Source organism: Paenibacillus xylanilyticus (genome assembly GCF_009664365.1).
Classification (GTDB): Bacteria; Bacillota; Bacilli; order Paenibacillales; family Paenibacillaceae; genus Paenibacillus; species Paenibacillus xylanilyticus_A.
In genome coordinates, this window is sequence record NZ_CP044310.1 from 1,364,074 (window position 1) to 1,390,401 (window position 26,328).

Sequence of the window (26,328 nt, forward strand, 5' to 3'; positions counted from 1 at the left end):
ATGCAAATGATATCCCTGAATGCCAGATCTCATCCACTCGTTCAGGTGAGATCGGATGCCCCATCCTCGCTATTTTTGGTTTCCATGCATATTTTGATCGTGTATTTATCCTTTTATGGTTTGGTATCCATTTACGTGGATAATATCGTGGTTAGAACGTTGAAAGATGTAGGTATGATCTTGGTTTCTCTTTTTGCACTGAGCAAAATGTATCGAGAACAAACCTCCTTTCTAAATCCGTTCTTGTTTGTGATGGGTTCAGTCATAGCGCTGGGCTCTTTGAATCTGTTCATGGGCTCGAGTGTGGTTACACTCATCTATGGTCTGAAGATAACATTCTTACCTTTAATGATGATGTTCGCAGGTATGTTATTCGCTAAATACGGCGGATTCTATGCATTTGCCAGAACGAACTTTATTGTTTTCATTTTGTTGATTGCAGGATGGTTAATACAGTATTCATTAGGCATAGAGAAATTAATAACGATGGGGTTTGTTTATGGTGTAAATATCAAGAACTATCTGGAAGGTGTACCTCGGCTGTCTTCCATCACCTATTCACCTGATGGTTATGCCTATACCTTACTAATTACGGGTCTAATTGCAGAGCGCATGAAAGCAGCTGTTAAATACAACATGTTTCGAATAAGTATCCAACTCTTGACGATAAGCTTCTTGTTACTGTCGACTATTCGTTCGGCTTTGGTGCTGTGGATCGTATATCAAGTTGTACTGTTTTTTCTGAAAATTCGAAAGTACAACAAAAAGAACACATTAATACTTGGTATCACGTTTATGTTGTTGCCCATTGGTGTATTTGCTGGTACCCGCTTGTTGGATTCTTATAACCTGCTGTCTGTCTCTTCCATGCTTGATCGATTCAACACCTGGGGAAGCAGACTAACATCTCCGTTGTCCATGCATGGGGTGGTAGGTAATGGTATTGGCTCGGTTGGTGCTGCTAGTCGGCGAACGCACATGATCGGATTGAACTCCAATAACTTTGCTGTGGATAATCAGATTTTTTCCTTTTATGAACAGACCGGATGGATAGGCTTACTTTATTTTGTTGTCTTGTTTGTTCTGCTTGTCGTGGTCCTTGTGCGTAAAATGGATATGCTACCATCTTCGGATAAAATCCGTTTACCACAAATGGCTACCGCACTACTCGCCGGAATTGCAGCTTCTAGTTTAACTACAAATGTACTTGAAATGTTTCCAGCCAATATATTTTTCTGGATTGTCATTGGTATGGCTCTTGTAGGTTCTCATGATGTATATGATAAGCCACAGAAAGTGGGGTGAGCGCAGTGAAGGTTTTGCATATTGGAGAGTACGTTGTTGGGGGGATGGCAACCTATCTTAATGAGGTTGTAGCATACCAGCGGAAACATTTCGACGTTTATCTGCTAATGAGTGCTTATAATAGCGCCACAAGTTTTGATTTGGATCCAGATCATATTTTGCAATACAAATACAAGCGTCACCCCAAGCATTTTCTTTCGGCGATGTGGCAGATTCATCAGACCATTCGCAAATTACAACCGGATATTATTCACATACACAGCTCATTTGCCGGTTTACTTGCAAGGAGCTTATTTTTTATTCAGCCCAAAAAAGTCAGTATCTTTTATTGTTCTCATGGATGGGCTTTTCTTATGGATACGAAGCCGTTGTACAAGAAGGGATATGCATTCATCGAGAAAATTATGGCCTATCGAACGGATGTAATAATTAATATCTCTAAGCACGAGCTGGAAAGTTCCATAAAATTGGGTTTACCTGCCTCCAAGTCCAAGTTGGTGTATAACGGTGTACGCGAGCGTGAAGATAATGGTATGAATTCAATAAGCGAAATAGATCGTGATTCTGAAATTATTCAGTTATTGTTTGTAGGCAGATATGATCGGCAAAAAGGGTTGGATCTGCTCTTACGAATATTAAATGATAATCCTGAATTACAGCGTTATCTCCGTTTATATGTTATTGGGGATAGTGTGCTGGAACAGAATGAATGGAGCTTTCCGGACAATGTTATCCGTTTGGGTTGGGTAAATAATGCAGATATTGATCGTTATTATCAACAGTGTGATGCAGTAATCATGCCATCTCGCTGGGAAGGGTTTGGACTAGTCGCTGTAGAGGCCATGAAGAATCGAAAACCCGTTATTGCAAGCCGGCGCGGAGCTCTGCCAGAACTGGTTGAGCACGGAGATAGCGGATATTTATTTGACATTGAACATTCTCATGAACTGCTGAACATTCTCAAAAACCTTAACAAGGATGAGTTGAAGAAGATGGGTGAAGCGGGATATGTCTTGTATAAGAATAAGTTTCACGCGGAACGAATGAATGAGGAGATTGTGAATCTCTATCACCATACCCATGTAGGGCATATGGCGATAGGATCCTCTGTATCGGGTCATTTTGAACTTTCTAAGAGAGCTGGAGATGTACATGACTAAAATATATATTAATGCCCGGTTTCTTACTCAAACGATTACTGGAGTACAACGATATGCATTGGAACTTGTAAAAGAAATTGATGCAATGATTGAGCAGGGAGAAATCGATTCTTCCCAGTACGAGTTCTGTTTATTGTCACCCTCCAACATAGTTACCCAGCCGGATTTCAAACACGTTCGTCACAAAGTGGTCGGTAAACTAAAGGGGCACCTGTGGGAACAGCTGGAGCTACCTTTTCACGCGAAGAATGGCCTCTTAATTAATCTATGTAACACGGGGCCGGCTTTTAACAAGAATCAGATCGTAACCATTCATGATGCTGCCGTTTTCAATTATCCTAACGCATTTTCATTTGCATTCCGCTCCTGGTACAAATTCCTGATGGTTCGTCTGGGCAAAACCTCAAAAAAAATCATTACAGTATCCCACTTTTCCAAGGGAGAGCTCATGCAGCACTGTAAAATAGCGGAGCATAAGCTGGCTGTCACTCATCTGGGTATCGACCATATTCATCGGAAAAAGGCCGCTGAAGGTACAAAAGAAAAATATGGGATTAAATCGCCGTATATCCTGGCAGTTAGCACGATGAACCCCTATAAAAATTTTAATTTGATTTTTGATGTTTTGCCCGAGATCGAGGCTCATCAGCTGAACGTAGTTATTGTCGGCTCCAAAAACAGCAAGGTTTTTGGTGAACAAGCATGGGCTGAATCTGATGCAGTGAATTGGGTGGGCTATGTTACGGATGAAGAACTAAAGGCACTTTATGAAGATGCTGCCGGTTTTATTTTCCCTTCTTTATATGAAGGTTTCGGTTTGCCGCCGCTGGAAGCAATGGCAACAGGCTGCCCAGTCATTGTATCTTCTCGTGCTTCCATTCCTGAAGTATGCGGGGATGCAGTTCTGTATTTTGATCCTAACAGCCCAAAAGAAGCGGCTTCCCGGTTAATTGAAATTACATCAGATCCAGATTTAAGCCTGCAATTGTCGTATAAAGGCAAAAATCATTCAGGTCTATTTTCCTGGAACAAATGTGCAAAAGACACGGTGAATATCATTATGAGCACAGTGTGAATATTGAACCCATATGGTCTTTCAAGGGAGATAAATCGCATGACTAAAGTTTTTGTCGCAATTGATTTTCCGCCAGAAAAAGGAGGGATTCATGATTATGCCTACGGGCTTATCTCTCAGATTCCTTCAGAAGAGGTTACGGTTCTAACCAATAAAATCAAAGATAAGGTGGAATCGAATCAGTTTGACCGGAAAGCAGACTTTGAGATTATTCGGAAGCGAATATACTGGAACTCCAACAAGGTTCTGCTGATCCTATCGCAAGTTATTTTGATTCTACAGCTTATTATTCTGAAATGGCGTAGAAAGACGAGTGAGATTCACTTTGTTAATGTGTTTCCGGTAGGCGTTGCCGGGCCTTTCATGAAAGCATTCTTTGGAATGAAATATTTCCCTTACGTTCACGGACTGGATGTTATGGGGATGGTAAACAGCAGGCTATTTCCACTCCTAATGATGATTCTTAAGCGGTCTGACAAGGTGATAGCGAATAGTCAGTATACCAAATCCAAGTTGATAGAACTGGGAATACATGAACATCAGATCGTGATCATTCCTCCAGGCCTGAATGTGAGTAAGTTAAGTGGGGCAGACCAATCCGTCGAAGATGTTCGAGACAAGTATGATCTGCATGGAAAAAAAGTGATGATCACCGTCTCTCGTCTGGTGGAGCGCAAAGGGCATGATGTCACACTCAAAGCAATCCGCCAAGTCATGAAGCATATCCCGAATCTTAAATATCTGATATGTGGTGATGGTCCTTATCGAGGTGAATTAGAGCGTCTTGTCATCAAGTATGGTCTGGATTCGATAGTTGTCTTCACAGGTGGCATAACCGATCAGGAGCTTCATCAGTTATATGAATGCTCGGATATATTCATTATGCCAAGCCGTGATATTAAGGAAAAGGGTGACGTTGAGGGCTTTGGCATCGTGTTCCTTGAAGCCAATTATTACAGATTGCCTGTCATTGCAGGTAACAGTGGCGGAATACCTGATGCAGTGAAGGATCAAGTTACAGGGTACTTGGTTGATCCTATGGATGATATCGAAATTGCCAACCGTATTGAAGAGTTAGTTCTGAACGAGAAGTTGGCTAAAGAAATGGGGAATAATGGGCATGATTGGGTTGTCAATCATTGCCTATGGTCACATCGTAGTCAATTGCTGAACAAGTTGGCGTAACCTCATTAAATTGTATTTTTGGAGGGGAACTATGAGGGCTTCAATATCCATCTGTACACACAATAGGGCTGTTGACACCATGCAGGCCGTGGAAAGTATTTTGAATGGGGATGCCGAATCAAAAGATTATGAAATTTTGGTAGTAGATAATAACTCGTCAGACAACACCAAGGAACTTTTTTACTCACATCATTTTCCTGAGAATGTTCGGTATATTTTCGAACCTCAATTGGGTCTGTCCTATGCACGAAATAGATCTATCAAGGAAGCTAAAGGGGAGTTTATTTTATTTTTAGATGACGACGCATTGGCCTGTCCTTCTTGGATCAGAGAGATTATTCGCATATTTGACATGAACTCAGAAATTGGCTGTGTGGGTGGGAAAATCGTACCGATCTGGGAAGGTGGCAAGCCCGAATGGATACCGAACGATATCATCAGCTTATATACTCTTATGGATTTCTCTGGTGATATAGTAGAAATGGAGGCGCCAGCTATTCCATTTGGTGCAAATGTTGCCTTCAGAATGAGCATTTTTGAGCAGATGCAGCCCTTCAGAGAAGATTTAGGGCGTGTAGGAAGCAATCTGATGTCTAGCGAAGAAAGTGAGCTTATTGGCCGGGTTCGATTAGAGTATAAAGTATTTTACAATCCATACGCAGTTGTTGAGCATAAAATTGCTAAAAGTAGGCTTACAAAACGTTGGTTGTTAAGAAGAGTTTACTGGCAAGGAATTAGCGATGCAACCCGTTATCAAAAAAGCGGGTGGGGAATTTTTAAGCATGCAGCTAGAATAATACAGGCAGCCTTATTAATTGTTATATCATTCAATAATGTTCAAAAGGTGATGAGCGAAATGGCAAAAATATCATACCGGAACGGAACAATTGTCGGTTCCTTCCGTAATGGCAGAGGATTGAACGCCTAATGAATATGGCCGTTGCCAAGAACAGACGTGATTACAGCATGATTCAAAACATTCTCATGACCAGTTTTGCCAATATTCTTATTATGGGTGTTACAACACTCACGTCCATTGTGACAGCCCGCATGTTTGGGGCTACGGGCAAAGGCGAGCTTGCCGCCGTGCTGTTCTGGCCTGCATTTATATCAGGACTTGCAGCTCTCGGGTTACCGACTTCACTCATCTACAATGTGAAAAAACACAGTGATCAATTGCCGACATACATCAGCATGAGTTTTGCTGTTCAGCTTCCCATTAGTTTAATTGCTGGCATAATCAGTTGGTTTGGTATTCCCTTATGGCTCTCCGGATACTCTGAATCCGTAGTTACCATTGCACGCTGGTATACGGTCTCCATGGTACCTGTTCTGTTACTTATGGGAGTGCTGGCGGCATCAGCTCAAGGCACGGAAAAGTTCCATATTTATAATCTCTCCCGACTACTTGCCCCTCTTTTTAATTTGTTTGGACTTGTTGCGCTATGGGCTTCAGGGTTATTAACTGTGGAGAAAGCCATCATGATCAGTTTTGCAGCCAATATTCTGGTTCTGCTCGGTTACATGTTCATGATGCGACAACAGATTTTCGGTTCGATCAATCAATTAGTTGCTCAATTCAAAACCTGCATTCACCTGTTTAGTTACGGCATTCGAGTGTATGGAGTAGAGTTGTTAGGCACGTTGTATAACCAGTTCGACAAAATTATTATTTTGGCCCTTTTAACACCGATGGATTTTGGTTTATATTCTGTTGTTTATGCGCTGTCCCGCATGTTCAATGTAGTACAGATGGCAATCACAAATGTGATCTTTCCCAAAGTTGCAGGAATGGAACAGGAGAAAGTACTGACACTCGTAGGAAGAGCTTTTCGAATCAGTATGGTTCTTATGACGATCATCATCATACCTAGTATGTTGATTGGTCGTTTTTTTATTGGCCTACTATTTGGACCTGAGTTTCTTCAGGCGAGCAATACCTTTTATCTGCTTTCTCTTGAGTGCATTGTAGGCGGGGGATCATGGATTCTGGCTTCGGCTTTTAATGCACTGGGTCGACCAGGCGTAATTGTTTTACGTCAGGTTATAGCTCTTGGTGTGACGATTACCTTGTTTTTTGTGTTAACTCCGTTGTTCGGACTGTTTGGGATTGGCCTTGCCCTATTACTGGGGTCATTTGTACGCATTCTGATGTCGCTCATATCTATATCTGTCATTTTTAAAATGCCAATTCGCAAAATGCTCTATGACCGAGCAGATATTTCATTTCTAAAGGATCGCTTAAGAGAGAAAAATATACTCAAAGGAGCCGGAAAAGATGCCAAACTTGCAAAGGACTCATCGCATGGATGAGTTGAAGAAGAAGCTTGAGCAGATATTGGAGATCATGCCTCCTGAGTCCAAAATCTATTATATTGATTATCCTGTGCATAGCAATTGCGGCGATCTGTTGATTATGAAAGGGACGGAAGCCTTTTTCAATGACTATCGAATACAAGTTGCTGAACGTTACAGTGTTCACGATTTCAATGAACAAACAGTAATCCCCAAAGACCATATTATTGTGCTTCATGGTGGTGGGAATTTCGGTGATTTATACGAAGCACATCAACGTCTCAGGGAAAACATAATACGAAAATATCCCGAGCATCGGATCATTATCCTTCCTCAAACGATCTTCTTCAAGGAAGAAACCGCTCTGCGTAAAACGGCCGAAGTATTCAGCCAACATTCCGATCTTCATCTGTTTGTACGAGATGAACCCTCTTATCAGATCGCAACGGAGAACTTTAAAGGGTGCCACGTTTCATTGATACCAGATATGGCTCATCAATTGTGGCCGATCGAGAGAACTAGCTCACCGCGCAAAGAACGATTGAATTTTTATAGAACAGATATCGAAAAAGCGGCAGAACCTTCTCATATGGCTGCAGATCAGCAAGGGGATTTTCTGGATTGGCCTACTCTGTATAATCGCTACGAGCGCAAACTGGTGTATTGGCTAGGGCTTGGACTTCGTAAAGGAAGAGGCAGACGGCTGCTTCAGAAGATCTGGATGAATTACAGTGATTATTTGGTCAACAAAGCAATTCGTTGTTTCAGTGAATATGAGATGATTCATTCTTCTAGGTTGCATGGACATATCTTGTCTTGTTTGATGGCGAAGCCCAATCTTCTAATCGATAATTCATACGGCAAAAACTCCGGATATTATCGAATATGGACCCACCAGGTCAACACGGCCACACTGGATTTATCTTCTGCTAAGAAAAGTGCAAAGATCGATCATAATTACATGGAGTCAACCGTGTCTGTGTAGCCTGCACATCACTTTCAAGCAGCATCCGTTTTTTGAAAAATATAGAGTGGAGTGATCATATTGCGAATCGTACTTCTATCCGGAGGATCAGGCAAAAGGTTGTGGCCCTTATCCAATGATACACGTTCGAAGCAGTTCCTCAAGGTGCTTGAAGGACCGCAAGGGCAATCGGAATCAATGGTACAGCGTGTATGGAGACAGCTGCAGCAAACGGGGTTGAGTGAACAGGCGACGATTGCTACGAGTAAGCCTCAAGTGGAAATTTTACGCAGCCAATTGGGAGAAGAAGTGGATCTGGTTGTTGAACCAGAACGCAGGGATACCTTCCCGGCTATTGCTCTGACGGCTGCATATCTCTATTCGGTGCAAGGGGTAGGGCTGAATGAAACGGTAGCTATACTTCCTGTAGACCCATATGTGGAGGAATCTTTCTTTTACAAGGTTACCGAGCTAGACCAGGTGTTAGAAAATTCCGGTGCTGAATTGGCTTTGATTGGCGTCCAGCCTACGTACCCTTCTGAAAAGTACGGTTATATTGTGCCAGAACAACGAATAGGAACTAAGGATGAACCTATGGAGTACGCCAAGGTATCCCGTTTTCAAGAAAAACCTCGCGAGGCTGAAGCGGCAGAGATGATTGAGCAATCTGCCCTTTGGAACTGCGGGGTTTTTGCGTTCAAGCTTAATTATCTGATTAATCTGCTGATCGAGCTTGAGTTGCCCATCCAGTATGAAGAGATGCTTAAGCAATATGGCAGACTGGAGAAAATCAGTTTCGACTATCAAGTCGTGGAAAAAGCATCTCGGATTGTCGTTACACCTTACGATGGATACTGGAAAGACCTGGGGACGTGGAATACGCTGACAGATGAAATGAGCACTAACATTGTAGGCAAGGGAGTTGTTACAGACAGCTCATTAAATACACATCTGGTCAACGAATTGAACATCCCGGTATGCGTACTGGGCGTTTCTAATGTAATTGTGGCTACAAGCCCGGATGGTATTCTGGTCAGCGAGAAAGAGGCAAGTCCACAGATCAAAGAAGTCCTCAAAGATAGTGCGGAACGTCCTATGTATGAAGAACGGCGCTGGGGCTGCTATAAAGTGCTCGATTATACACGGAATTCCAAGGGCGAAGAGGTATTAACGAAACGCATTATTATTGAAGCCGATAAAAATCTGTCCTATCAATATCATCTGAAACGAAACGAAGTTTGGACGGTCGTTTCCGGACAGGGTGAGTTCATTCTGGATGGTGATTTACAACGGATTCATCAGGGCGATACCATTTCAATTCCGTCTGGCGGAAAACATAGTGTGAAAGCTATTACAGAACTGGAAATTATCGAAGTCCAGATGGGCAGCGAGCTGATCGAAGAGGATATTGTAAGAATTGAAATGGAATGGGCGGACATCATCCAAAATTGTGTGAACTGGGGGAAAACAAGATGAATATTGCGGTTATTGGAACAGGGTATGTAGGTCTTGTATCGGGAGTCTGCTTTTCTGAACTCGGCAATCGGGTCATCTGTGTAGATAACAATCAGGACAAGGTTGAAATGCTGAATGCAGGGGAAGTACCCATTTACGAGCCAGGACTCCAGGAACTCATGGTTGCCAACAAACGGGCAGGCAAGTTATCCTTCACGTCCGATATCGCAGAGGCTATTCGTGAATCCGATATTATTTTTATCGCAGTCGGAACCCCCTCTTTGCCAAACGGCGAGGCCAATCTGGGATTTGTTGAGCAGGTGGCAATCGAGATTGGTACCCATCTGGAGAGCTATAAAATTGTGGTGACCAAGAGCACAGTGCCTGTGGGCACTAATGATCGCGTAAGAGAGCTCATCCAGAGTATCTCCACTCAACCATTTGATGTAGCTTCGGTACCTGAATTCTTACGGGAAGGTTCGGCTGTGAAGGATACACTGAACCCGGATCGTATCGTGATTGGTACGGACAGTGAACGAGCAATTCGAGCGCTCAAGAAACTTCATCGCCCATTAACCGAAAACTTGATCATTACGGACATTCGGTCGGCAGAGATGATTAAGTACGCATCCAATGCATTCCTCGCAACGAAAATATCTTTTATTAACGAAATCTCGAATATATGTGAGAAGGTTGGCGCAGATGTTACACGTGTAGCAGAAGGCATGGGATATGATAAACGGATTGGTTCTTCATTCCTGAAAGCTGGCATTGGTTACGGTGGTTCATGTTTCCCGAAAGATACACAGGCACTGATTCAGATTGCTGGCCAAGTGGATTATGATTTCAAATTATTGAAATCTGTAGTTCAGGTGAATCAGGATCAACGTTTCAATGTGATTCGCAAGCTTGAGGAGATTTTTGGAACCCTTAACGGTAGAACCATAGCTATCTGGGGTCTTGCTTTTAAGCCTGATACAGATGATGTCAGGGACGCACCAGCTATTGATATTATTAAATATTTGACAGAAGCCGGGGCTGTGGTTAAGGCGTATGATCCAATTGCCACAACCAACTTCCGAAGAGAAGTTGATGCCGCCTCGATTGTTTGGGAAGAAAACCCCCTTCATGCTGCCAAAGGAGCCGATGCCCTTTGCGTGCTAACCGAGTGGAAAGAATTCTCCCAGATGAATCTGAAAGAGCTTGCAAGCATGATGAATGAAGCAATCATGATTGACGGACGTAACGTGTATAACAAGGAACAAATTAAAGCCTCCGGATTTCAGTATTATTCTGTAGGCCGTCCTGGACTTAACCACGCTGAAGGCAAAGCGGCAGCAATCATCTAAACGGAAGATCATCATAACGTGAGTGAGGAAATACCATGAAAAAGTGGATGAAAATTTCGATCTGGGTCGTTTCCATTTTCGTCATTGCAGTGTTTGGGTATGCGACGTATCTATACCAGTCCGTCAAATCTACGGCTGATCAGATCTATGAGCCGCGTGATCCGGCTCAGCCCGTGTCCATATCGGACAGTAGAGGCGGGCTGCCTGTTGATATTAATAGTAAAGAGCCCTTCAATGCTCTTATTCTCGGGGTGGATGAACGCCCGAACGATCCAGGGCGCTCGGATACGATGATCGTATTAAGTGTGAATCCTGGCAAAAAACAAGTGCTTATGTTTAATATTCCGAGGGATACACGAACCGAGATTGTAGGTCACAACACAGAAGACAAAATCAATCATGCGTATGCCTTCGGGGGCGTAGACATGTCGGTGAAAACCGTGGAACAGTTTCTGGATGCCCCTATTCACTATTACATGAAGGTGGACATGGAAGGTTTTGCGAAAATCATTGATTTGGTCGGTGGTGTGGACGTAAATAATCCGTTTGCATTCGATTATGACGGCCGACGGTACGAACAGGGAAATATTCATCTGGATGGTGTGGCTGCACTTGGTTTTTCAAGGATGCGGTATGATGATCCCCAAGGAGACTTAGGCCGTAATGGAAGACAGCGTGAAGTATTGAAACAAATGATGAAAAATACAATGCAGTTCTCCAGTGTACTTAATCTTCAGAATATGCTGGATGAGCTCGGGACACACGTTAGGACGGATCTGACGTTTGATGAAATGAAGGAACTCATTCTGGATTACCGCAGTGATCTTGAACATATTGATACAGTGGAAATCAAGGGCAAGGGCGAAAAAATCAATGGTATTTACTATTACATTGTGGAACAACAGGAACGGGATCGCATTCATGGAATAATTCGGGAGAATTTGCAGAAATAAAAGGTTTTGGATTGGGTAACGAAAGTGGTGATAACAATACTGATGGAGGAGGGCTCCAGAAAAAGGAGACACGGACGCAAACGGAGATTATTCGGTTTTATCTTGTCCTTGCTGCTGGCTGCAGTTTGGATCTTGGTGATTTGGTCCATGTCCAAACAATCATACCAGCAGCAAACCATTCAGCCTTGGCTGCATCAATTGTCCGACAAAGTCAAAATCGGATTCGCTTTGCCTGATATACAGTTCACTTACGGAGAGAATGACTATTCATTGAGGCAGAGACCGTATGATTTTGCCGAGTTTATCTTTCGAAAGAGTGCACACTTGTTTGTCTACGCTGTGCTCGCAGTACTTGTCTACGGTGGACTGCGATACAGGAAAATGCGAATGGTGACCTGTATCGCTGCTTCGCTGGTTGTGGTGGCTATAATAGCCTCAATCGATGAATATATACAACAGTTCAGCCCTAATCGAACAAGTTCGATCCGTGACATCGGCGTGGATCTGATCGGAGGCTGCTTCGGAATTGCAACATATGTAATGACGAAGACTGTGATTCGTAAATTAAGGTCTCGCGGACATTCGAGTTCTTGAGATGATCTTGAACAAAGGGATTTCCCAGGAAATGCTCTTTTTCCTCCAGCTTCTACTTTCCGGCTATTCATCATAAGAATGGAGTAGGACAGGAGGGACGGACATGCTGCGAAGACGCAATCGTAATGCCTTGTTCAAAAAGATCGGATTCATCGCACTTGTGCTGTTGCTGCTATGGTTAATAGGCAGAACGATCCCCTATCTCTTTCGGGCAGATGCGCCGGACGACGCTGCTTCGGTGGTTGAAGAGTTTTACAAGTATGAGCAGGCAGGTGATTTCGGCAGCTCATGGGAACTGTTTCACCCATTAATGAAAGAGCGTTTCTCCAAAAGTGCCTATTTACAGTCCAGAGCTCATATCTTCATGCAGCATTTCGGCGTGGAAACCTTTGAGTTTGAGATGGAAAAGCCCGAGCGGGAATTTGATGTTACGGTGATGGATGGCGTAAAGCCATTTCCCGAGGCGTACAAGGTCGGAATAACCATGAAGTACAGAAGTACCTTTGGGCAATTGGATATTGTACAGACCTGTTACGTCGTGCAGGATGGACAGGAGTGGACACTGCTCTGGTATTACCCTGACAAGGGCGAGGAACAGCATTCAAGTGAGAGCAGCGAGTGATCCTCGTGATGTGTGGTGGCAGTTTAATATATACCTATACTTTGCATCATATTGTATCATTGCTCCTATTTTAAGCTCTATAAATGCGAGACTTTTGTCGCATTTATAGAGCTTTTTTTGTGTTTTACTCTATTCTAAAGCCAGAAGGGGCTTGACAATAGTCCTGGGGTCAAGTAAATTACGAGATAGATACAAAATGTATCAAAATTCAGCTTCTAACGACAAATAACAGGGACTACAGTGCTCCTTGTTGAGGGGAAGGAATTTCTGTGATCGAAACGAGCCGCTTTTACTGTGTCAGTTGTGGGATGATTGTGTCGGTTGATAGAGGCTCTGTCGAATTAAAGGAAGAGGGCTATGGAGGCAATCACGTATTTCGCACCGGATTTTACCGGAGTGAGATGCCGCTTGGATGCTGTGGAGCGTGTCAGATCCATATGAAGCGTAAGGAGAACACCCAGTTTACGGGACATTATACCAAAGATTATGATACACTATGTTCATATGAGAGGCGGGCATGATTTATTAGCCTGTCGATGAGGGAGGGAATTGCATGCAGCAGGAGCCGGTCGTCCGACTTCAGGGCGTCAGCAAAATCATATCTTCCCGATCGTTGGTCAGCGACCTGACTCTGGATATTTCTCCGGGGCAGGTTTTTGGTTTTTTAGGGCCTAATGGTGCTGGTAAAACAACAACGATCCGGATGATGGTCGGACTTATGTCCATTAGTAAGGGAGATATTATCATCTCGGGACATAGTATCAAAAATGAATTTGAGCAGGCGGTGGCCCATGTAGGTGCCATTGTAGAGAATCCGGAAATGTACAAATTTCTCACCGGATATCAGAACCTCGTCCATTTTGCCCGCATGTCGCCAGGAATTACCAAGGAACGCATTGCGGAAACCATTGAGCGTGTAGGGCTTACCGCCCGTATTCATGACAAGGTGAAAACTTATTCTTTGGGCATGCGTCAGCGTCTTGGTGTCGCCCAAGCCATATTACATAAGCCGAAGCTGCTAGTATTGGATGAGCCAACCAACGGTCTTGATCCGCAAGGGATTCGGGAACTACGGGATTATCTTCGTCAGCTCACCCGTGAAGAAGGCATTACGGTTTTTGTGTCCAGTCACCTGTTGTCAGAGATGGAACTTATGTGTGATACGGTCGCCATTATCCAAAATGGTAAGCTGATTGACGTGAGAAACCTCAAAGCTGAAGCTGGAGCAGATGCACTGACGGAAGTGGCCTTTGAGGTGAATGATGCACAGCGTGCTTCAGAACTCATTCAGGATGCGACTGTTCAAGGCAGCATGCTTGTGGTGCGCCTGTCGCGTGAACAGATTCCGGATTTCAATGCCAGACTGGTAAGCGAAGGAATACAGGTATACGGTATCCGCAACGTGACACATACACTCGAAGATCAATTTTTACAAGTGACTGGGGGCGGAGGTATTGCCTAACTTTGGAAATCTGTTGTTGAATGAAAATATGAAAATCTTCCGGCGTCCCCGTACCTGGATTATGCTTTCATTTTTGGCTCTAATTTCGCTGCTGCTTCCGGTGCTGTTGAGAGAAGGCATGGGAGGCAGTGACGTTTACTTCTGGGAAGCGGCAATAACAACGGTTCAGATCGTATTTTTCCTGAATACCATCTTCTGTGTGGTCATTGCGGCTGAAGCGGTAGCTGGTGAATTCACATGGGGCACAATTAAACTGCTGCTTATTCGTCCGTGGTCACGCAGCAAAATTTTGGCTTCCAAATACATTACGGTTCTGGGATTCAGTCTGCTCAGTACAGTGCTTATTCTCTTGCTCGCAACGGGAATGTCCTATGTTCTGTTCTCCCATGATGGAAGTGCAGCTGGCGGCGTAACCTCGGCATCATATGCCTTTACGTTATGGGCATACCTGTACGTTGATCTGTTTATTACGCTGGCCATAGCCTTTATGGTCTCCTCCGTGTTTCGTTCGGGAGCACTGGCGATTGGCCTGTCACTGTTTATCATGTTTACCCAGAGTATCTTTGCCTTGATCTTCAATCCGGCTCGCTATGACTGGGCCAAATATGTACTATTTAATAACATGGATCTCAGCCGGTATATGAATTCGGGTATGGACCTCGGATTGTTCGGAGGGGGTAACACGGGCATGACCCTTGGCTTCTCGGTTGCCGTACTCGCTGTGTACTATGTGATTTTCATGGTTGTTTCATGGGTTGTATTCAGCAAAAGAGATGTGGCAGGCTAACCGCCTGCTTCTTTTTTTTTGCTCATTTTTCATCGGCAAGAGAAAGGTCCTTCACGTTAACTGACATGCAATGTGGCAATACTTGCATTTAAGGGTACATATAATCAGGTGACTGAAGAAGGTACACCAGATTATAGCCCGGTGCTGGCAGAGCAGTGTATGGAGGGATCATTTTCTTGATAAATAACAAGTTCTACCGAATTTGCACAGCCATTATATTGCTGCTGCTCATTGTGTATTTGGGAGATAAGGTGAACTTTATTTTCCGCCCGTTAACTTCACTAATACATATCATTATTATTCCGCTGTTAATCGCGGGCTTTTTCTATTATTTGCTTCGGCCGCTCGTTGATTTCATGGAACGACATCGGTTGAAAAGGGCCTTATCCGTTCTAATTATTTATGTTGTGATTGCCCTGCTGATTGCCGGGTTTAGCGTGCTCATATGGCCGTCACTTCGTGAGCAGCTGTGGAACTTTATTGAAAATACGCCAGCTTTGATAGCCTCACTTAGTGAACAGCTCAATGAACTGGAGAGAAACGGATTCCTGTCCAAATACTTGCCGGAGGACTCGGATCTTGTGTCAAGATTTTCCGAATTCCTGACACAGGGAATTACACAGGTAAGTGATTATCTGTCAGGTCTGTTCTCGGTTGTATCCAATCTGGTCATCATTTTGGCCACCTTTCCAATTATGCTGTATTACATGCTTAAGGAAGGCAGCAAGTTTGGCACCAATCTCACCTTGCTTTTGCCGAGACGTTATCGGAAGGATGGAGAAGAGACCGTTCATGAAATCGATGAAGCGCTGAGCAATTTTATTGTTGGGCGAGTTATTGTCAATGTTGCACTCGGGATCCTGATGTACATTGGTTTTCTTATCCTTGGTTTGCCATATGCGCTATTGCTGACGGCTGCATCCATCATATTGAACTTTATTCCTTATGTGGGTGCAATATTGGCAGCGATACCTGTCGTGATTGTGGCCTTTATTGAATCTCCGTCGATGGCGATCTGGTCGCTGATCATTATTGTCGTTGCCCAGCAGATTCAAGATAACCTGATATCTCCCTATGTATATGGCAAGCAGCTGGATATTCATCCGCTGACAACAGTTATTCTGCTGCTAGTGGGTGCCGACCTGTGGAACATTTTGGGTATGATTATCGTTATTCCGCTATATATGATCCTGAAAATTATCGTTCGCAAAATCCATTATCGGATTGTCGAAGATAAGACTGAACTATGAATGGTATGTAAAAGACAGCACGGTCATGTGCCTCCACAATTATTTGCTCTTGAATCACATCAGACTAAGCTCTTGAAGATAAGCCGCGTATCAATGGTGAAGGGTCAGGTAAGACTTCCCTTGCTATGGATATGCGGCTTTATTTCCATGCGCATTGCTCCACAATGTTATATCTGTTATACTTGGTATATAACAGACAACAAAAGAAGGTGAACTCTTGATTATTCAACTCGACATGCAGTCCGAACTTCCCATTTATTCTCAACTGGTTTATCAAATTATCGAAGGCATTGCTAGTGGTGAACTGCAGCTAGGTGAAGCGCTACCTTCAGTTCGGAATTTGGCAGCAGATATTGGTGTTAACCTTCATACGGTCAACAAGGCGTATACGCTACTCAAGCAAGATGGATACATACTAATTCACAGACAAAAGGGAGTTGTCGTAAACCCTGATGGGATGCCTGGTCTAACGGATGATTTTTTGAAAAAGCAGCAAAGAGAATTAAGACCGATTATTGCCGAAGCGATATGTCGAGGCATGACCAAAGAGGAATTGTCTGCGGTATTAGATCAAATCTATGATGATGTGAAGATGGGGCACAACAAGGAATAAACGAATAAGGGAGTGTGTTATGTATGCAACTATTTAGTATCTTATCTGTCATCTTAATCTTTGCTCCATTAGCCGTACTTCTATCCTTTACACCTTATCTAACAAGGGAAACCATTAGCTTTGGGGTTACGGTAAGTGAATATAATTATTACACACCCATTCTACGTAAGTTACGTAAAACGTTTGCTGCAGTAAGTCTGATCGGGAACGGGTTGGTTATAGTTGTCTGCCTATTTTTACTCCGATCTGCCAATGAAGAGTCTACGGCAATAATCACCGGTGTTTGCACCATGATGTTCGTTGTGTACTGGGTAGCACTACATTTAATTTTTCATTTCAAGATGAAAAGGTTAAAGGGTACACTTCCACCTGCAGAAGCACCTCAACGGGTTAAAATTGATACCACCTTCCGCCAAAATAAGCTCACGTATTCCAACTATTGGTTTCTAATTCATCTGGCTATTATTGTAGCCGTTGCGATCATTTCGATCCTGAATTATGATGCACTACCTAACGTTATTCCAATGAAATACGATCTTCAGGGCAATGTCACTTCCAGTGTGCCTAAAACCTACCTTTCAGTACTCGCTATTAATCTGGTACAGCTAGGAGTAATTGCCCTCCTGATGCTGGTTAACTGGAGTATTAAAACAAGCAAACAACAGCTTACTCCATCCAATCCTGCCCAATTTGCTGCTGAACATATCCGATTCCGCCGTAAGTGGTCCCTATTTACGATCATTACAGGGTTGCTTCTAACCATCTTATTTGCCTTCATTCAGATCAATATGTTCGTTCCTAATCAGGTCTTGTTAACCGCGATTAGTCTGATCACCTCAGTGGGAATCTTATTAGGCGCTATATTGCTGTCTCTCACAGGCAGACAAGGCGGCGGGAAAATTCGTAATCATCTAGAGGATAGCGAACGCTCTAAGGAGCAGCCTGTGAATGATGATGAGTATTGGAAGCTTGGTTTTATTTACTTCAATCCCAATGATCCTTCTTTTACTGTAGAGAAACGTTATGGAATAGGCTGGACGATTAACTTCGCTCGTCCACTATCTTGGGGCCTGTTATTACTTATCATTGCTATTGTTGTTATAAGCAGAGCTCTGAGCCAATAATGCTCATAGATCTATGCATATCCTAAAATGATTAGGAGGAGTTATTGCGATGAACAATTGGAAAAAGCTATTATGTTCTCTTACTTTCGTATGCCTTATCCTGCCGGTAACATCCATCTCAGCAGCTGCCGAGAAACCTGTTGATCATGAAAATCTAGTTCCTGTTCGTGAGATTGCAATAAAGAATGGGGCAGAGGTATCTTGGCAGCAAAACACAGGACAAATTACAATAACAAGAAATGAGCTTACCATTGTAGTTAAGGTAGGGGAGAAACAGGCGATCGTGAATGGGCAAGTCATTCCCTTAGACCACCCTGTTCAGTTAACGAAAGGGGTTACCTATATGGATGGGGGATTTCTTACCGAGGCACTGAAGGTGGCACCTGAGGATATATTCATTTCACTTATAAGTGAAGGGGATGGCAAGGAGGCAGCCAAGTATGTTCATACCTCGGTGAGTGGAGTGTTGTCACCCACGTTATTGAGTCAGCTATGGTCAGCATTAGAAGGTCAAAATGGGAAAATCACAAATAAAGCCGTAGCGAAACACGTAGAGAACAACTCCGTGCATCGCAATGTCACATATACTTTTAAAACAGAGCTTACCAGTGTAAATATTACCGTCAGAATGAATCAGGACGGACTGGTGGATGACTTGTATGTTGCCGCGGCTGCTCCAGATGTTTATCAAAAACCAAGTTACGACGATCCATCTGCTTATACAGAACAAGACATTACGGTTGGTCAGGGAGATTTAGCTTTACCAGGGACATTGACCTTGCCCAAGGGAGAGGGACCTTTCCCGGTTGTCATTCTGGTACACGGTTCTGGGCCTAGCAATCGAGACGCTGCCATTGGTGGGGCAAAGCCATTTCGCGATCTTGCGGTAGGTTTAGCTTCACAAGGCGTTGCTGTATTAAGATACGATAAGGTCACCTATGAGCATACCTATAAAGTGGCTTCACAGCCTAAATTCACATTAAAACAAGAAAGTGTGGATCAGGTAACCGATGCCGTAGCCTTACTTAAAAAGAATGCACATATTGATTCTACAGCGATTTTTGTAGCTGGACATAGTCAAGGCGGGTTTGCAGTACCGTTAATCATTGCTGAGGATAAACAAGATGATATTGTGGGAAGTATCCTGCTTGCTGCACCAAGTAGCAGCTTTGTGGATGTGCTTACCGAGCAGCAGGACGAATTGTTCGGTCGGATGAAGCAGCTTGGTTTAGACACGGAGATCATTCAAAAACAAGTTGATTTTTACAAAAATGTTGCTGCAATCGTTAAAGATCCTAACTATTCCGTAGATCATCTTCCTGAGGCGTTTCCACTTCAACCTGCTTATTGGTGGTTTGAGCAGAGAGATTATGTACCTGCGGAACTGGCTAAAACACAACATATCCCCATGCTTATTCTACAAGGTGAAAATGATGTGCAAGTGTCTATGGATCAATTCCAGAATTGGAAATCCGCTCTTCAAGGTCATTCCAATGTAACGTACAATAGCTATCCAAAGGTGAATCATCTCTTATCCAGCTATGGTGGACTTTCAATTGGTCAAGAGTACGCTGAGCCATCCAATGTCTCCAAAGCCATTATCGATGATATTGCGAGTTGGGTATTAAAAGTGGAGTGACAATATGGAGAGTGACACATTGAGCGGGAATAATAAGAAGAGCACTTACCAATGCTGGTAAGTGCTCTTCTTATTAAATATGGAGTTGCTTCATTTAGCCTAATTAGGCCTCTTTCTCGTCTTCATCCGTATACTCAGACATGACAAGTGGTTCTTTAGGTACAACAGCCACCTTGTAGAAACGGTTTTTGTCTTTTTCCAGAAGTACAAACGTCAGGTTCTCAAATTCATACTCATCCTGCTCGTTCATTTCCGGGCGATGGCTGTAGAGCCATCCACCAATAGTGTCCCATTCATCGGCATCGAGATTCGACATAAACATGTCGTTAACCTTCGACAGGGATACCTTGCCATCCATAATGACATAGTTCTCATTGATGATCTGGATATCTTCCACTTCGTCCGCATCGAACTCGTCACGAATTTCGCCGACAATCTGTTCAAGTACATCCTCAATGGTTACAATCCCTGATGTACCGCCATATTCGTCGACCAGCACCGCGATGTGCACGCCGTCCTTCTGCATTTTCTTGAGCAGATCCTTCACCGGAGTCGTTTCGTGAACAGCAGATACGGGCTGAATCAGCGAAGACAGATCAACCGGTTCGTCGTTCCCGTAGAGCTCCAGGAAGAACTGTTTGGTATTGATGATACCAATGATATCGTCCTTGCTCTCATTGACAACCGGGAATCGGGTATATTGCTCCTCCCTGATAATTTCCAGGTTTTCTTCATTCGTTTTATTGACATAAAGGCAGACCATATCGGTCCGGGGTACCATAATTTCTTTGGCGAGCATTTCATCAAAAGCAAAGATCCGGCTAACATATCCGAACTCGGCCTGATTAATTTTGCCGCTTTCGAAGCTTTCATTAATAATAATTTGCAGTTCTTCTTCTGAGTGCGCCTCTTCATGCTCGGACGCAGGCTTGATTCCAAACAATTTGACCAGTTGATTCGCCGAGCCGTTCAACAGCCAGATAAAAGGATACATAATTCGGTTAAACCAGATGATAGGTGTAGACGTCAGGAGCGCAACCGTTTCAGCTTTGCGGATTGCAATCGTTTTGGGAGCAAGTTCACCAACCACAACATGCAAGTATGTAATGGCAACAAAGGCAATAACAAACGATAAGAATGATGAGAGCGCCTCAGGCATACTTAAACTTTCAAACAAAGGGTGGAGAATTTTCTCTACCGTCGGTTCACCAAGCCATCCAAGTCCGAGGGATGTAATGGTAATCCCGAGCTGACATGCGGACAGATATCCATCCAGGTTGGCAACAGCCTGTTTGACAGCCAGAGCACGCTTGTTTCCTTCTGCAATCATTTGGTCAATCCGGCTTGGACGAATTCGTACCAAGGCGAATTCAACCGCAACGAAAAATGCTGAAAATCCTATCAAAATCGCAACCAATACTAAATTTAACGCATACCTCTCACTGTCCATTCACTACTCTTCTCCTTTAGGTAATAAGTTTTTAACGAATATTATATCGAATTTAACGTCAGAAGACCACCTCCTGCGGTGCCAGGGAGGAAGACTATGGAAGGTGAAATGCCTGAAAATCGCGCTGTAATGCGGTTTTTTGGACATGACAAAGAATATGTAGATGCAAACACAGTCAGTATAGACAACCCTTTCAAAGGAAGACCCGTCCGAAAAACGTAGGTTTAGTTTATGTATGTAATGTTTTATCTATGCGAACGTTACGAATGTGCCTAACATTGGGTATCTATGATTAGCTATATCCTTTATCGTCAAAACTGATGAAGAGAGAGAGAAAGGCAGTAGAACGTCATCGAGGGGGAAGCCGAATGATTTGGCTGGTCATCATCTTAGTTGTTTTTATTTTTCAGGCAGCCACAATATTGGTGCTGGAATTCCGTAATCCGTCCAAGGCAGTGGCCTGGCTGTTTATTTTATTTTGCGTTCCACTTGTTGGGTTCGTAGTGTACTACTTTGTCGCGCAGGACTATAACAAGCGTAAAAAGGTCCGCAAGGCAGGATCACGAATCTTCCGGGAGATCAGAGAGACCATTTGGGAACAAGCCCATATCGTGGAGGATGCTTCGCAGATGCCGGACCACGGCTTCGAGCATCAGCAACGGTTGTTTAATTTATTAACCCATCTGTCGGAAAGCCCGATAACCGGTTGTAACCATAGCAAGGTGCTCACAAATGGAGAAGAGGCATTTTCTGCAATGCTGCATGAAATGGAGAAGGCGAAACATCATCTGCACGTGGAATTTTATATCTTCCGTGATGATGTGATCAGTACCCAATTCCAGGAAGTCATGATTCGTAAGGCACAGGAAGGGGTTAAGGTTCGATTTATTTGTGATGGCCTGGGCAGTCATAAAATGAGCTGGAGCTTTATCCGCAAGCTGAAGGAAGCGGGAGTGGAGTTTCACTTCTTTCTTCCACCATTGATCGCTACGATTGATCGCAGGGTGAACTATCGCAACCACCGCAAGATTGTCGTTGTGGATGGCAAGGTGGGATTCGTAGGCGGGATTAACGTAGGCGATGATTATCTTGGGCAGTATCCGAATATTGGATTTTGGCGGGATACTCATGTGCAGATTGAGGGAGATGCCGTTTATTTCCTGCAGAATACATTTCTTAATGACTGGAAGCTGGCATCTGGAGAGCAGATTTCCGAACCTCAATTGACCGAATTGTTCCCACCCCACATATGCAGCGGTGAAGAACGCATTCAAATTCTCGCCAGCGGTCCCGACCAGGAGTGGGATGCCATTCAGGAGATGTGTTTTGGTGCCATCTCGGTAGCCTGTAACCGCATCTATATTACAAGTCCCTATTTTATTCCGGACCCTGCCCTGTATGAAGCACTTAAGACGGCAGCTGTAAGCGGAGTGGATGTTAAGATTATCATTCCTTACCAGTCGGATTCCCGGCTTGTTCATCTGGCCTCCCTTTCTTACGTTGAGGAACTGCTTCGTGCGGGCGTGGAGTTTTATCAATATCGAAAAGGATTTGTACATGCCAAAGTCATGATTGTGGATGAGCTTCTTGCAACCGTAGGTACTGCCAACATGGATATGCGGAGTTTTTTCTGCAACTTTGAGTTGACCGCTGTCTTGTTTGAGTCTTCTTCCATGAATCGGCTTATTGAAGATTTTGAACGGGATTTGCAGGAATGCAGCAAAATTGATCTGGAAGTCTTTCAGGGTCGATCACGAGGACAAAAAGGGGCAGAAATACTTTCTCGCATGCTTTCTCCGCTGCTTTAGCCGTTTTAGGTTCGATTTCTGAAGATAAATTCACTTTTTTTGAATTTATCTTCTTTTTGCTAACTATTTTGCTCAAATTTGATCTTTTATGATATAATAAATATATAAATCATGTCTTGGCGAAGGAGGGGAGTCTGCGGGAAACAGGCTCCCTTTTGCTCTCTTTTCGAAGTGTAAACCGGAATTAAGACATATTTGAATCCATTTCATATTGCTTTTAGATGCTTATAAGCAGGGTACGTATAGGGTCGATCGAGATCATTATCTTCTATATGTAGTTTCCCCGTCCGGTATTTAAATGATTTATGAAATTGATTCACATATTGATCAAACGGGGGGGAAACCATGTCCAATGTAACGGTTAAAGAATTAACATCGAAGCCGGATCGGAATGTAAAAAGCTCGGTGTTTACACTGAAGCTCCTGCAACGTATTTTAATGATTTTGGTTGGTGCCGCACTGATGGCAGTATCACTTGAAATATTTCTCGTGCCTAATGGCGTCATTGATGGTGGGATTACGGGGATCTCGATTATGGTGTCAGAGCTTACGCATCTGCCGCTCGGGATTTTCCTGACCTTGCTCAACTTGCCATTTCTGATCCTGGGTTACAAACAAATTGGTAAAACGTTCGCGTTATCCACATTGCTTGGCATTGTGGCCATGTCCATCGGAACTTCTTTATTGCACCATGTTCCTGCATTGACACCGGGTGAGCCGCTGCTCGGAGCTGTTTTTGGCGGATTGATCCTGGGGGTCGGTGTCGGCCTTGTTATCCGGTCTGGGGGATCGCTTGATGGTACGGAGATCGTAGCCATCCTGCTGAGTGAGAAGTCACCATTGTCTGTCGGACAGATTGTTTTGTTCATTAACGTGTTTATTTTCGCAGGCGCAGGATTTGTATTCGGTTGGCCGAACGCCCTGTATTCAATGATCGCGTACTATATTGCTATGAAGATGATTGATATCGTCAATGAAGGTTTGGATCAGTCCAAATCGGTATGGATCATCAGTGAGAAATATCGGGATATCGGTTCAGCCCTGACAGACCGTCTCGGTCGTGGGGTTACTTTCCTGGATGGGGAAGGCGGATTCAGCGGGGATGAGAAGAAAATTATCTTCGTGGTCATTACTCGTCTGGAAGAAGCGAAGCTGAAGTCGATCGTGGAAGATTGGGACCCGCATGCCTTTGTGGCGATCGGTAACATTCATGACGTGAAGGGCGGACGTTTCAAGAAAAAAGGTATCCATTAGCGAGTCTTACCCGATGTGAGAAGCTTATAATAAGAAATGAAGAAATAGCCGGCGTCCTCGGTTTGAGGGCTGCCGGCTATTTCTTTTTGAGGTGCTGCGTAATGAGTTCTACGGGCTGCGGCTCCACGCTGGCAATGAGATCGCCTACCTGCTGCAGCCGTTCCACAATATTCATCAAGTGATAATCCTTAACCGACACATTGTTCCGAACTTCATCCCATGTGAGCGGGGTGGATACGGTACCTCCGGGTTTAGCTCGCGGTGTATACGGTGCTGCCAGGGTTTTGCCGCCATAATGCTGCAGGTAATCGAAATATATGCGGTCTCCGCGGTCCTTTTTGAGCCGCTCCAGTGTAAACAGGTCGGGATGCTTCTGGGTGACGTACTTGCCGACAAAATGACCAATATCCCGCAGCTCATCAAAGGTGACGCCCTGTCGGATGGGAACGATGATCTGTATGCCTGTGGCACCGGAAGTTTTGGGTACGGAACGGAGGCCAAGGGAAGTCAGCGTTTCGCCTACGATTAGAGCAGCCTGCATAATACGCGGCTCCTCTTCAAGAGAGGGGTCGAGATCAATCATCCATTCACATGGGAGATGACTGCCTACAGCATGTAACGAGGGATGGAATTCCAGGGCGGCAAGATTGCCGAGCCACAGCAGCTCCGGAAGACCGTCCATGACGATATAGCGGATGCCCTCATGAATTTCGGTACGTACGAACTCAGGAATGGGTTCAGGAGCATTTTTTTGATAAAAAAATTCACCGCCTGCACCATGCGGATATCGGATGGTTGTCAGGAGGCGGTTCCTGGTGTACGTCAGCAGAAAGGGAGCGATAGCGGCAAGCTTCTGCAGATAGATGGCTTTCGTTACTCCTGCTTCAGGCCACAGTAATTTGTCGGGATTGGTTACAGTAAGCTCTACTCCCTCGATGGTAATGGTACCTTTGATCGTACGGGGCATATGAACACCTCCCTTTTCATGAGTCTAAAAAAATAAAACACACCTACTACACCTCGATGTTGAGCTGGCTGGCAAGACAATCTTCACGAGATACTTCAGCAAATGCTTGTATGCTTGGATGGCGGAGAGTGCGATGCTGGGTCAGTTCCATGTATTGCACTTTGACTCCGATCTGGGGCCTGATCCATGTCGTTTCGGAGCTTCGTTCGGGCACGTTATGGAACGGCCGCTCCTTTTGAATCAAAGGTTCAACTTCCTCGGTCAGTTTACGCCAGGTGGCTGAGTTCAGCTTACCTGTGCCGACATGACCAATATAGACAAAATGAGGCCCATCATATACACCAACCGCAATGGCGTTAACGACGCCGCTACGGTAGGTAACCCCGCCAATCATGGCATATAGATCATGCATGATTTTAACCTTTTGCCAGCGCTGATCCTTGCCATTGATGCCATAGGTACTTGTGAGGTCTTTACAGACAATTCCCTCCATCTGATGCTGTCTCATAACGGTGAGCAGAGAAGCCGCATCGGAGGTATTGGTCACCTCCTGAACGTGTGAGCCCGGGTTAAGAACACGATGAAGAAGACGCTGGCGTTCGGCAAGCGGTTGATCCGTGACCCATTTTCCATCACAGTATAAAATATCGAAAACCATATAAGTCACCGGAATCCGGTACAAGGCCTGGGCGATCGCGTCTGGTTTGCTCATGCGGTCCCGGCGCAGCACATGGTAAAAAGAAGGCTTTCCCGTTTCGGGGTCAAGCGCAATCACTTCGCCATCCAGAATGTAGGAGGGGACGCTGCACAGATTGCGGTCAGAGACCAGCTCTGGATACTGAACTGTCCGGTCGTGCAGTCTGCGGTTAATCAACCTGAGTTCATGGCCATCTTCGTACGCAAGCATGCGAACCCCATCCCATTTCACCTGGGCAATCCAGTTAGGTCCGCTTGGAATGCTGTCCCGGGATATGGGTTCAAAGGGGATCAGAGGCTTAAACATGTACAGGGCTCCTT

General features: G+C 44.3%; 23 protein-coding genes. 20 read left to right on the top strand and 3 right to left on the bottom strand.

The window, feature by feature from the left end; all coding sequences use genetic code 11:
- The 18 genes from F4V51_RS06070 to F4V51_RS06155 all read left to right on the top strand — a co-directional run bounded on the left by F4V51_RS06070 (position 1) and on the right by F4V51_RS06155 (position 19,832).
- Positions 1-1,305, top strand: a complete 1,305-nt coding sequence (locus F4V51_RS06070) for a hypothetical protein (protein ID WP_153977283.1) — start codon at positions 1-3, stop codon at positions 1,303-1,305.
- A 5-nt stretch (positions 1,306-1,310) separates the two neighbouring features.
- The gene (locus tag F4V51_RS06075; RefSeq protein ID WP_236146702.1) at positions 1,311-2,465 is read left to right on the top strand and encodes a glycosyltransferase; all 1,155 of its coding nucleotides are present in this window, start codon (positions 1,311-1,313) and stop codon (positions 2,463-2,465) included.
- A complete protein-coding gene (locus tag F4V51_RS06080; RefSeq protein ID WP_162009903.1) occupies positions 2,458-3,540 on the top strand; it encodes a glycosyltransferase family 4 protein in 1,083 nt (360 codons plus the stop codon). Before F4V51_RS06075 ends, F4V51_RS06080 begins: the two co-directional genes overlap by 8 nt.
- Before the next feature lie 39 nt (positions 3,541-3,579).
- Positions 3,580-4,725: a glycosyltransferase family 4 protein gene (locus tag F4V51_RS06085; RefSeq protein ID WP_153977285.1), complete on the top strand. Its 1,146-nt coding sequence runs from the start codon at positions 3,580-3,582 to the stop codon at positions 4,723-4,725.
- A gap of 31 nt (positions 4,726-4,756) precedes the next feature.
- Entirely contained in the window at positions 4,757-5,653 is an 897-nt protein-coding gene (locus F4V51_RS06090; RefSeq protein ID WP_153977286.1) for a glycosyltransferase, read from the top strand.
- On the top strand, positions 5,653-7,038 hold the full coding sequence (locus tag F4V51_RS06095) for an oligosaccharide flippase family protein (RefSeq protein ID WP_153977287.1): 1,386 nt from the start codon (positions 5,653-5,655) through the stop codon (positions 7,036-7,038). The genes F4V51_RS06090 and F4V51_RS06095 overlap by 1 nt, the downstream gene beginning before the upstream one ends.
- A complete protein-coding gene (locus F4V51_RS06100; protein ID WP_153977288.1) occupies positions 7,004-8,005 on the top strand; it encodes a polysaccharide pyruvyl transferase family protein in 1,002 nt (333 codons plus the stop codon). The genes F4V51_RS06095 and F4V51_RS06100 overlap by 35 nt, the downstream gene beginning before the upstream one ends.
- A gap of 60 nt (positions 8,006-8,065) precedes the next feature.
- Complete coding sequence (locus tag F4V51_RS06105) at positions 8,066-9,460, top strand: sugar phosphate nucleotidyltransferase (RefSeq protein WP_153977289.1); 1,395 nt, start codon at positions 8,066-8,068, stop codon at positions 9,458-9,460.
- Positions 9,457-10,788 (top strand): UDP-glucose dehydrogenase family protein, encoded by a 1,332-nt coding sequence (locus F4V51_RS06110; RefSeq protein WP_153977290.1) that lies wholly within the window; start codon positions 9,457-9,459, stop codon positions 10,786-10,788. The genes F4V51_RS06105 and F4V51_RS06110 overlap by 4 nt, the downstream gene beginning before the upstream one ends.
- Positions 10,789-10,823: 35 nt before the next feature.
- A complete protein-coding gene (locus F4V51_RS06115; protein WP_153977291.1) occupies positions 10,824-11,741 on the top strand; it encodes an LCP family glycopolymer transferase in 918 nt (305 codons plus the stop codon).
- A gap of 42 nt (positions 11,742-11,783) precedes the next feature.
- Positions 11,784-12,335 (top strand): VanZ family protein, encoded by a 552-nt coding sequence (locus tag F4V51_RS06120; protein ID WP_268893542.1) that lies wholly within the window; start codon positions 11,784-11,786, stop codon positions 12,333-12,335.
- Positions 12,336-12,438: 103 nt separating this feature from the next.
- Complete coding sequence (locus F4V51_RS06125; RefSeq protein WP_153977293.1) at positions 12,439-12,957, top strand: hypothetical protein; 519 nt, start codon at positions 12,439-12,441, stop codon at positions 12,955-12,957.
- A gap of 553 nt (positions 12,958-13,510) precedes the next feature.
- A complete protein-coding gene (locus F4V51_RS06130) occupies positions 13,511-14,419 on the top strand; it encodes an ABC transporter ATP-binding protein (protein ID WP_153977294.1) in 909 nt (302 codons plus the stop codon).
- Entirely contained in the window at positions 14,412-15,206 is a 795-nt protein-coding gene (locus F4V51_RS06135; RefSeq protein ID WP_153977295.1) for an ABC transporter permease, read from the top strand. The genes F4V51_RS06130 and F4V51_RS06135 overlap by 8 nt, the downstream gene beginning before the upstream one ends.
- A gap of 176 nt (positions 15,207-15,382) precedes the next feature.
- Complete coding sequence (locus tag F4V51_RS06140) at positions 15,383-16,456, top strand: AI-2E family transporter (protein WP_153977296.1); 1,074 nt, start codon at positions 15,383-15,385, stop codon at positions 16,454-16,456.
- 217 nt (positions 16,457-16,673) lie between these two features.
- Entirely contained in the window at positions 16,674-17,069 is a 396-nt protein-coding gene (locus F4V51_RS06145) for a GntR family transcriptional regulator (protein ID WP_095289006.1), read from the top strand.
- A gap of 23 nt (positions 17,070-17,092) precedes the next feature.
- Positions 17,093-18,193 (top strand): DUF1648 domain-containing protein, encoded by a 1,101-nt coding sequence (locus F4V51_RS06150; protein ID WP_153977297.1) that lies wholly within the window; start codon positions 17,093-17,095, stop codon positions 18,191-18,193.
- A gap of 49 nt (positions 18,194-18,242) precedes the next feature.
- Entirely contained in the window at positions 18,243-19,832 is a 1,590-nt protein-coding gene (locus F4V51_RS06155) for an alpha/beta hydrolase family protein (protein WP_153977298.1), read from the top strand.
- Between the two features lie 103 nt (positions 19,833-19,935).
- Here F4V51_RS06155 and F4V51_RS06160 read toward each other — a convergent pair whose 3' ends face one another.
- Positions 19,936-21,282, bottom strand: coding sequence for a hemolysin family protein (locus F4V51_RS06160; protein WP_153977299.1), 1,347 nt, complete (start codon positions 21,280-21,282; stop codon positions 19,936-19,938).
- A 368-nt stretch (positions 21,283-21,650) separates the two neighbouring features.
- On the opposite strand from F4V51_RS06160, the gene cls reads away from it, so the two are divergent.
- Together cls and F4V51_RS06170 are read left to right on the top strand one after the other, a co-directional pair.
- A complete protein-coding gene (cls, locus tag F4V51_RS06165; protein ID WP_153977300.1) occupies positions 21,651-23,090 on the top strand; it encodes a cardiolipin synthase in 1,440 nt (479 codons plus the stop codon).
- A 345-nt stretch (positions 23,091-23,435) separates the two neighbouring features.
- On the top strand, positions 23,436-24,344 hold the full coding sequence (locus F4V51_RS06170) for a YitT family protein (protein WP_153977301.1): 909 nt from the start codon (positions 23,436-23,438) through the stop codon (positions 24,342-24,344).
- Between the two features lie 76 nt (positions 24,345-24,420).
- Here F4V51_RS06170 and ligD read toward each other — a convergent pair whose 3' ends face one another.
- Entirely contained in the window at positions 24,421-25,311 is an 891-nt protein-coding gene (gene ligD / locus F4V51_RS06175; protein WP_153977302.1) for a non-homologous end-joining DNA ligase, read from the bottom strand.
- A 46-nt stretch (positions 25,312-25,357) separates the two neighbouring features.
- Complete coding sequence (locus F4V51_RS06180) at positions 25,358-26,314, bottom strand: ATP-dependent DNA ligase (protein WP_153977303.1); 957 nt, start codon at positions 26,312-26,314, stop codon at positions 25,358-25,360.
- Positions 26,315-26,328: the final 14 nt, after the last annotated feature.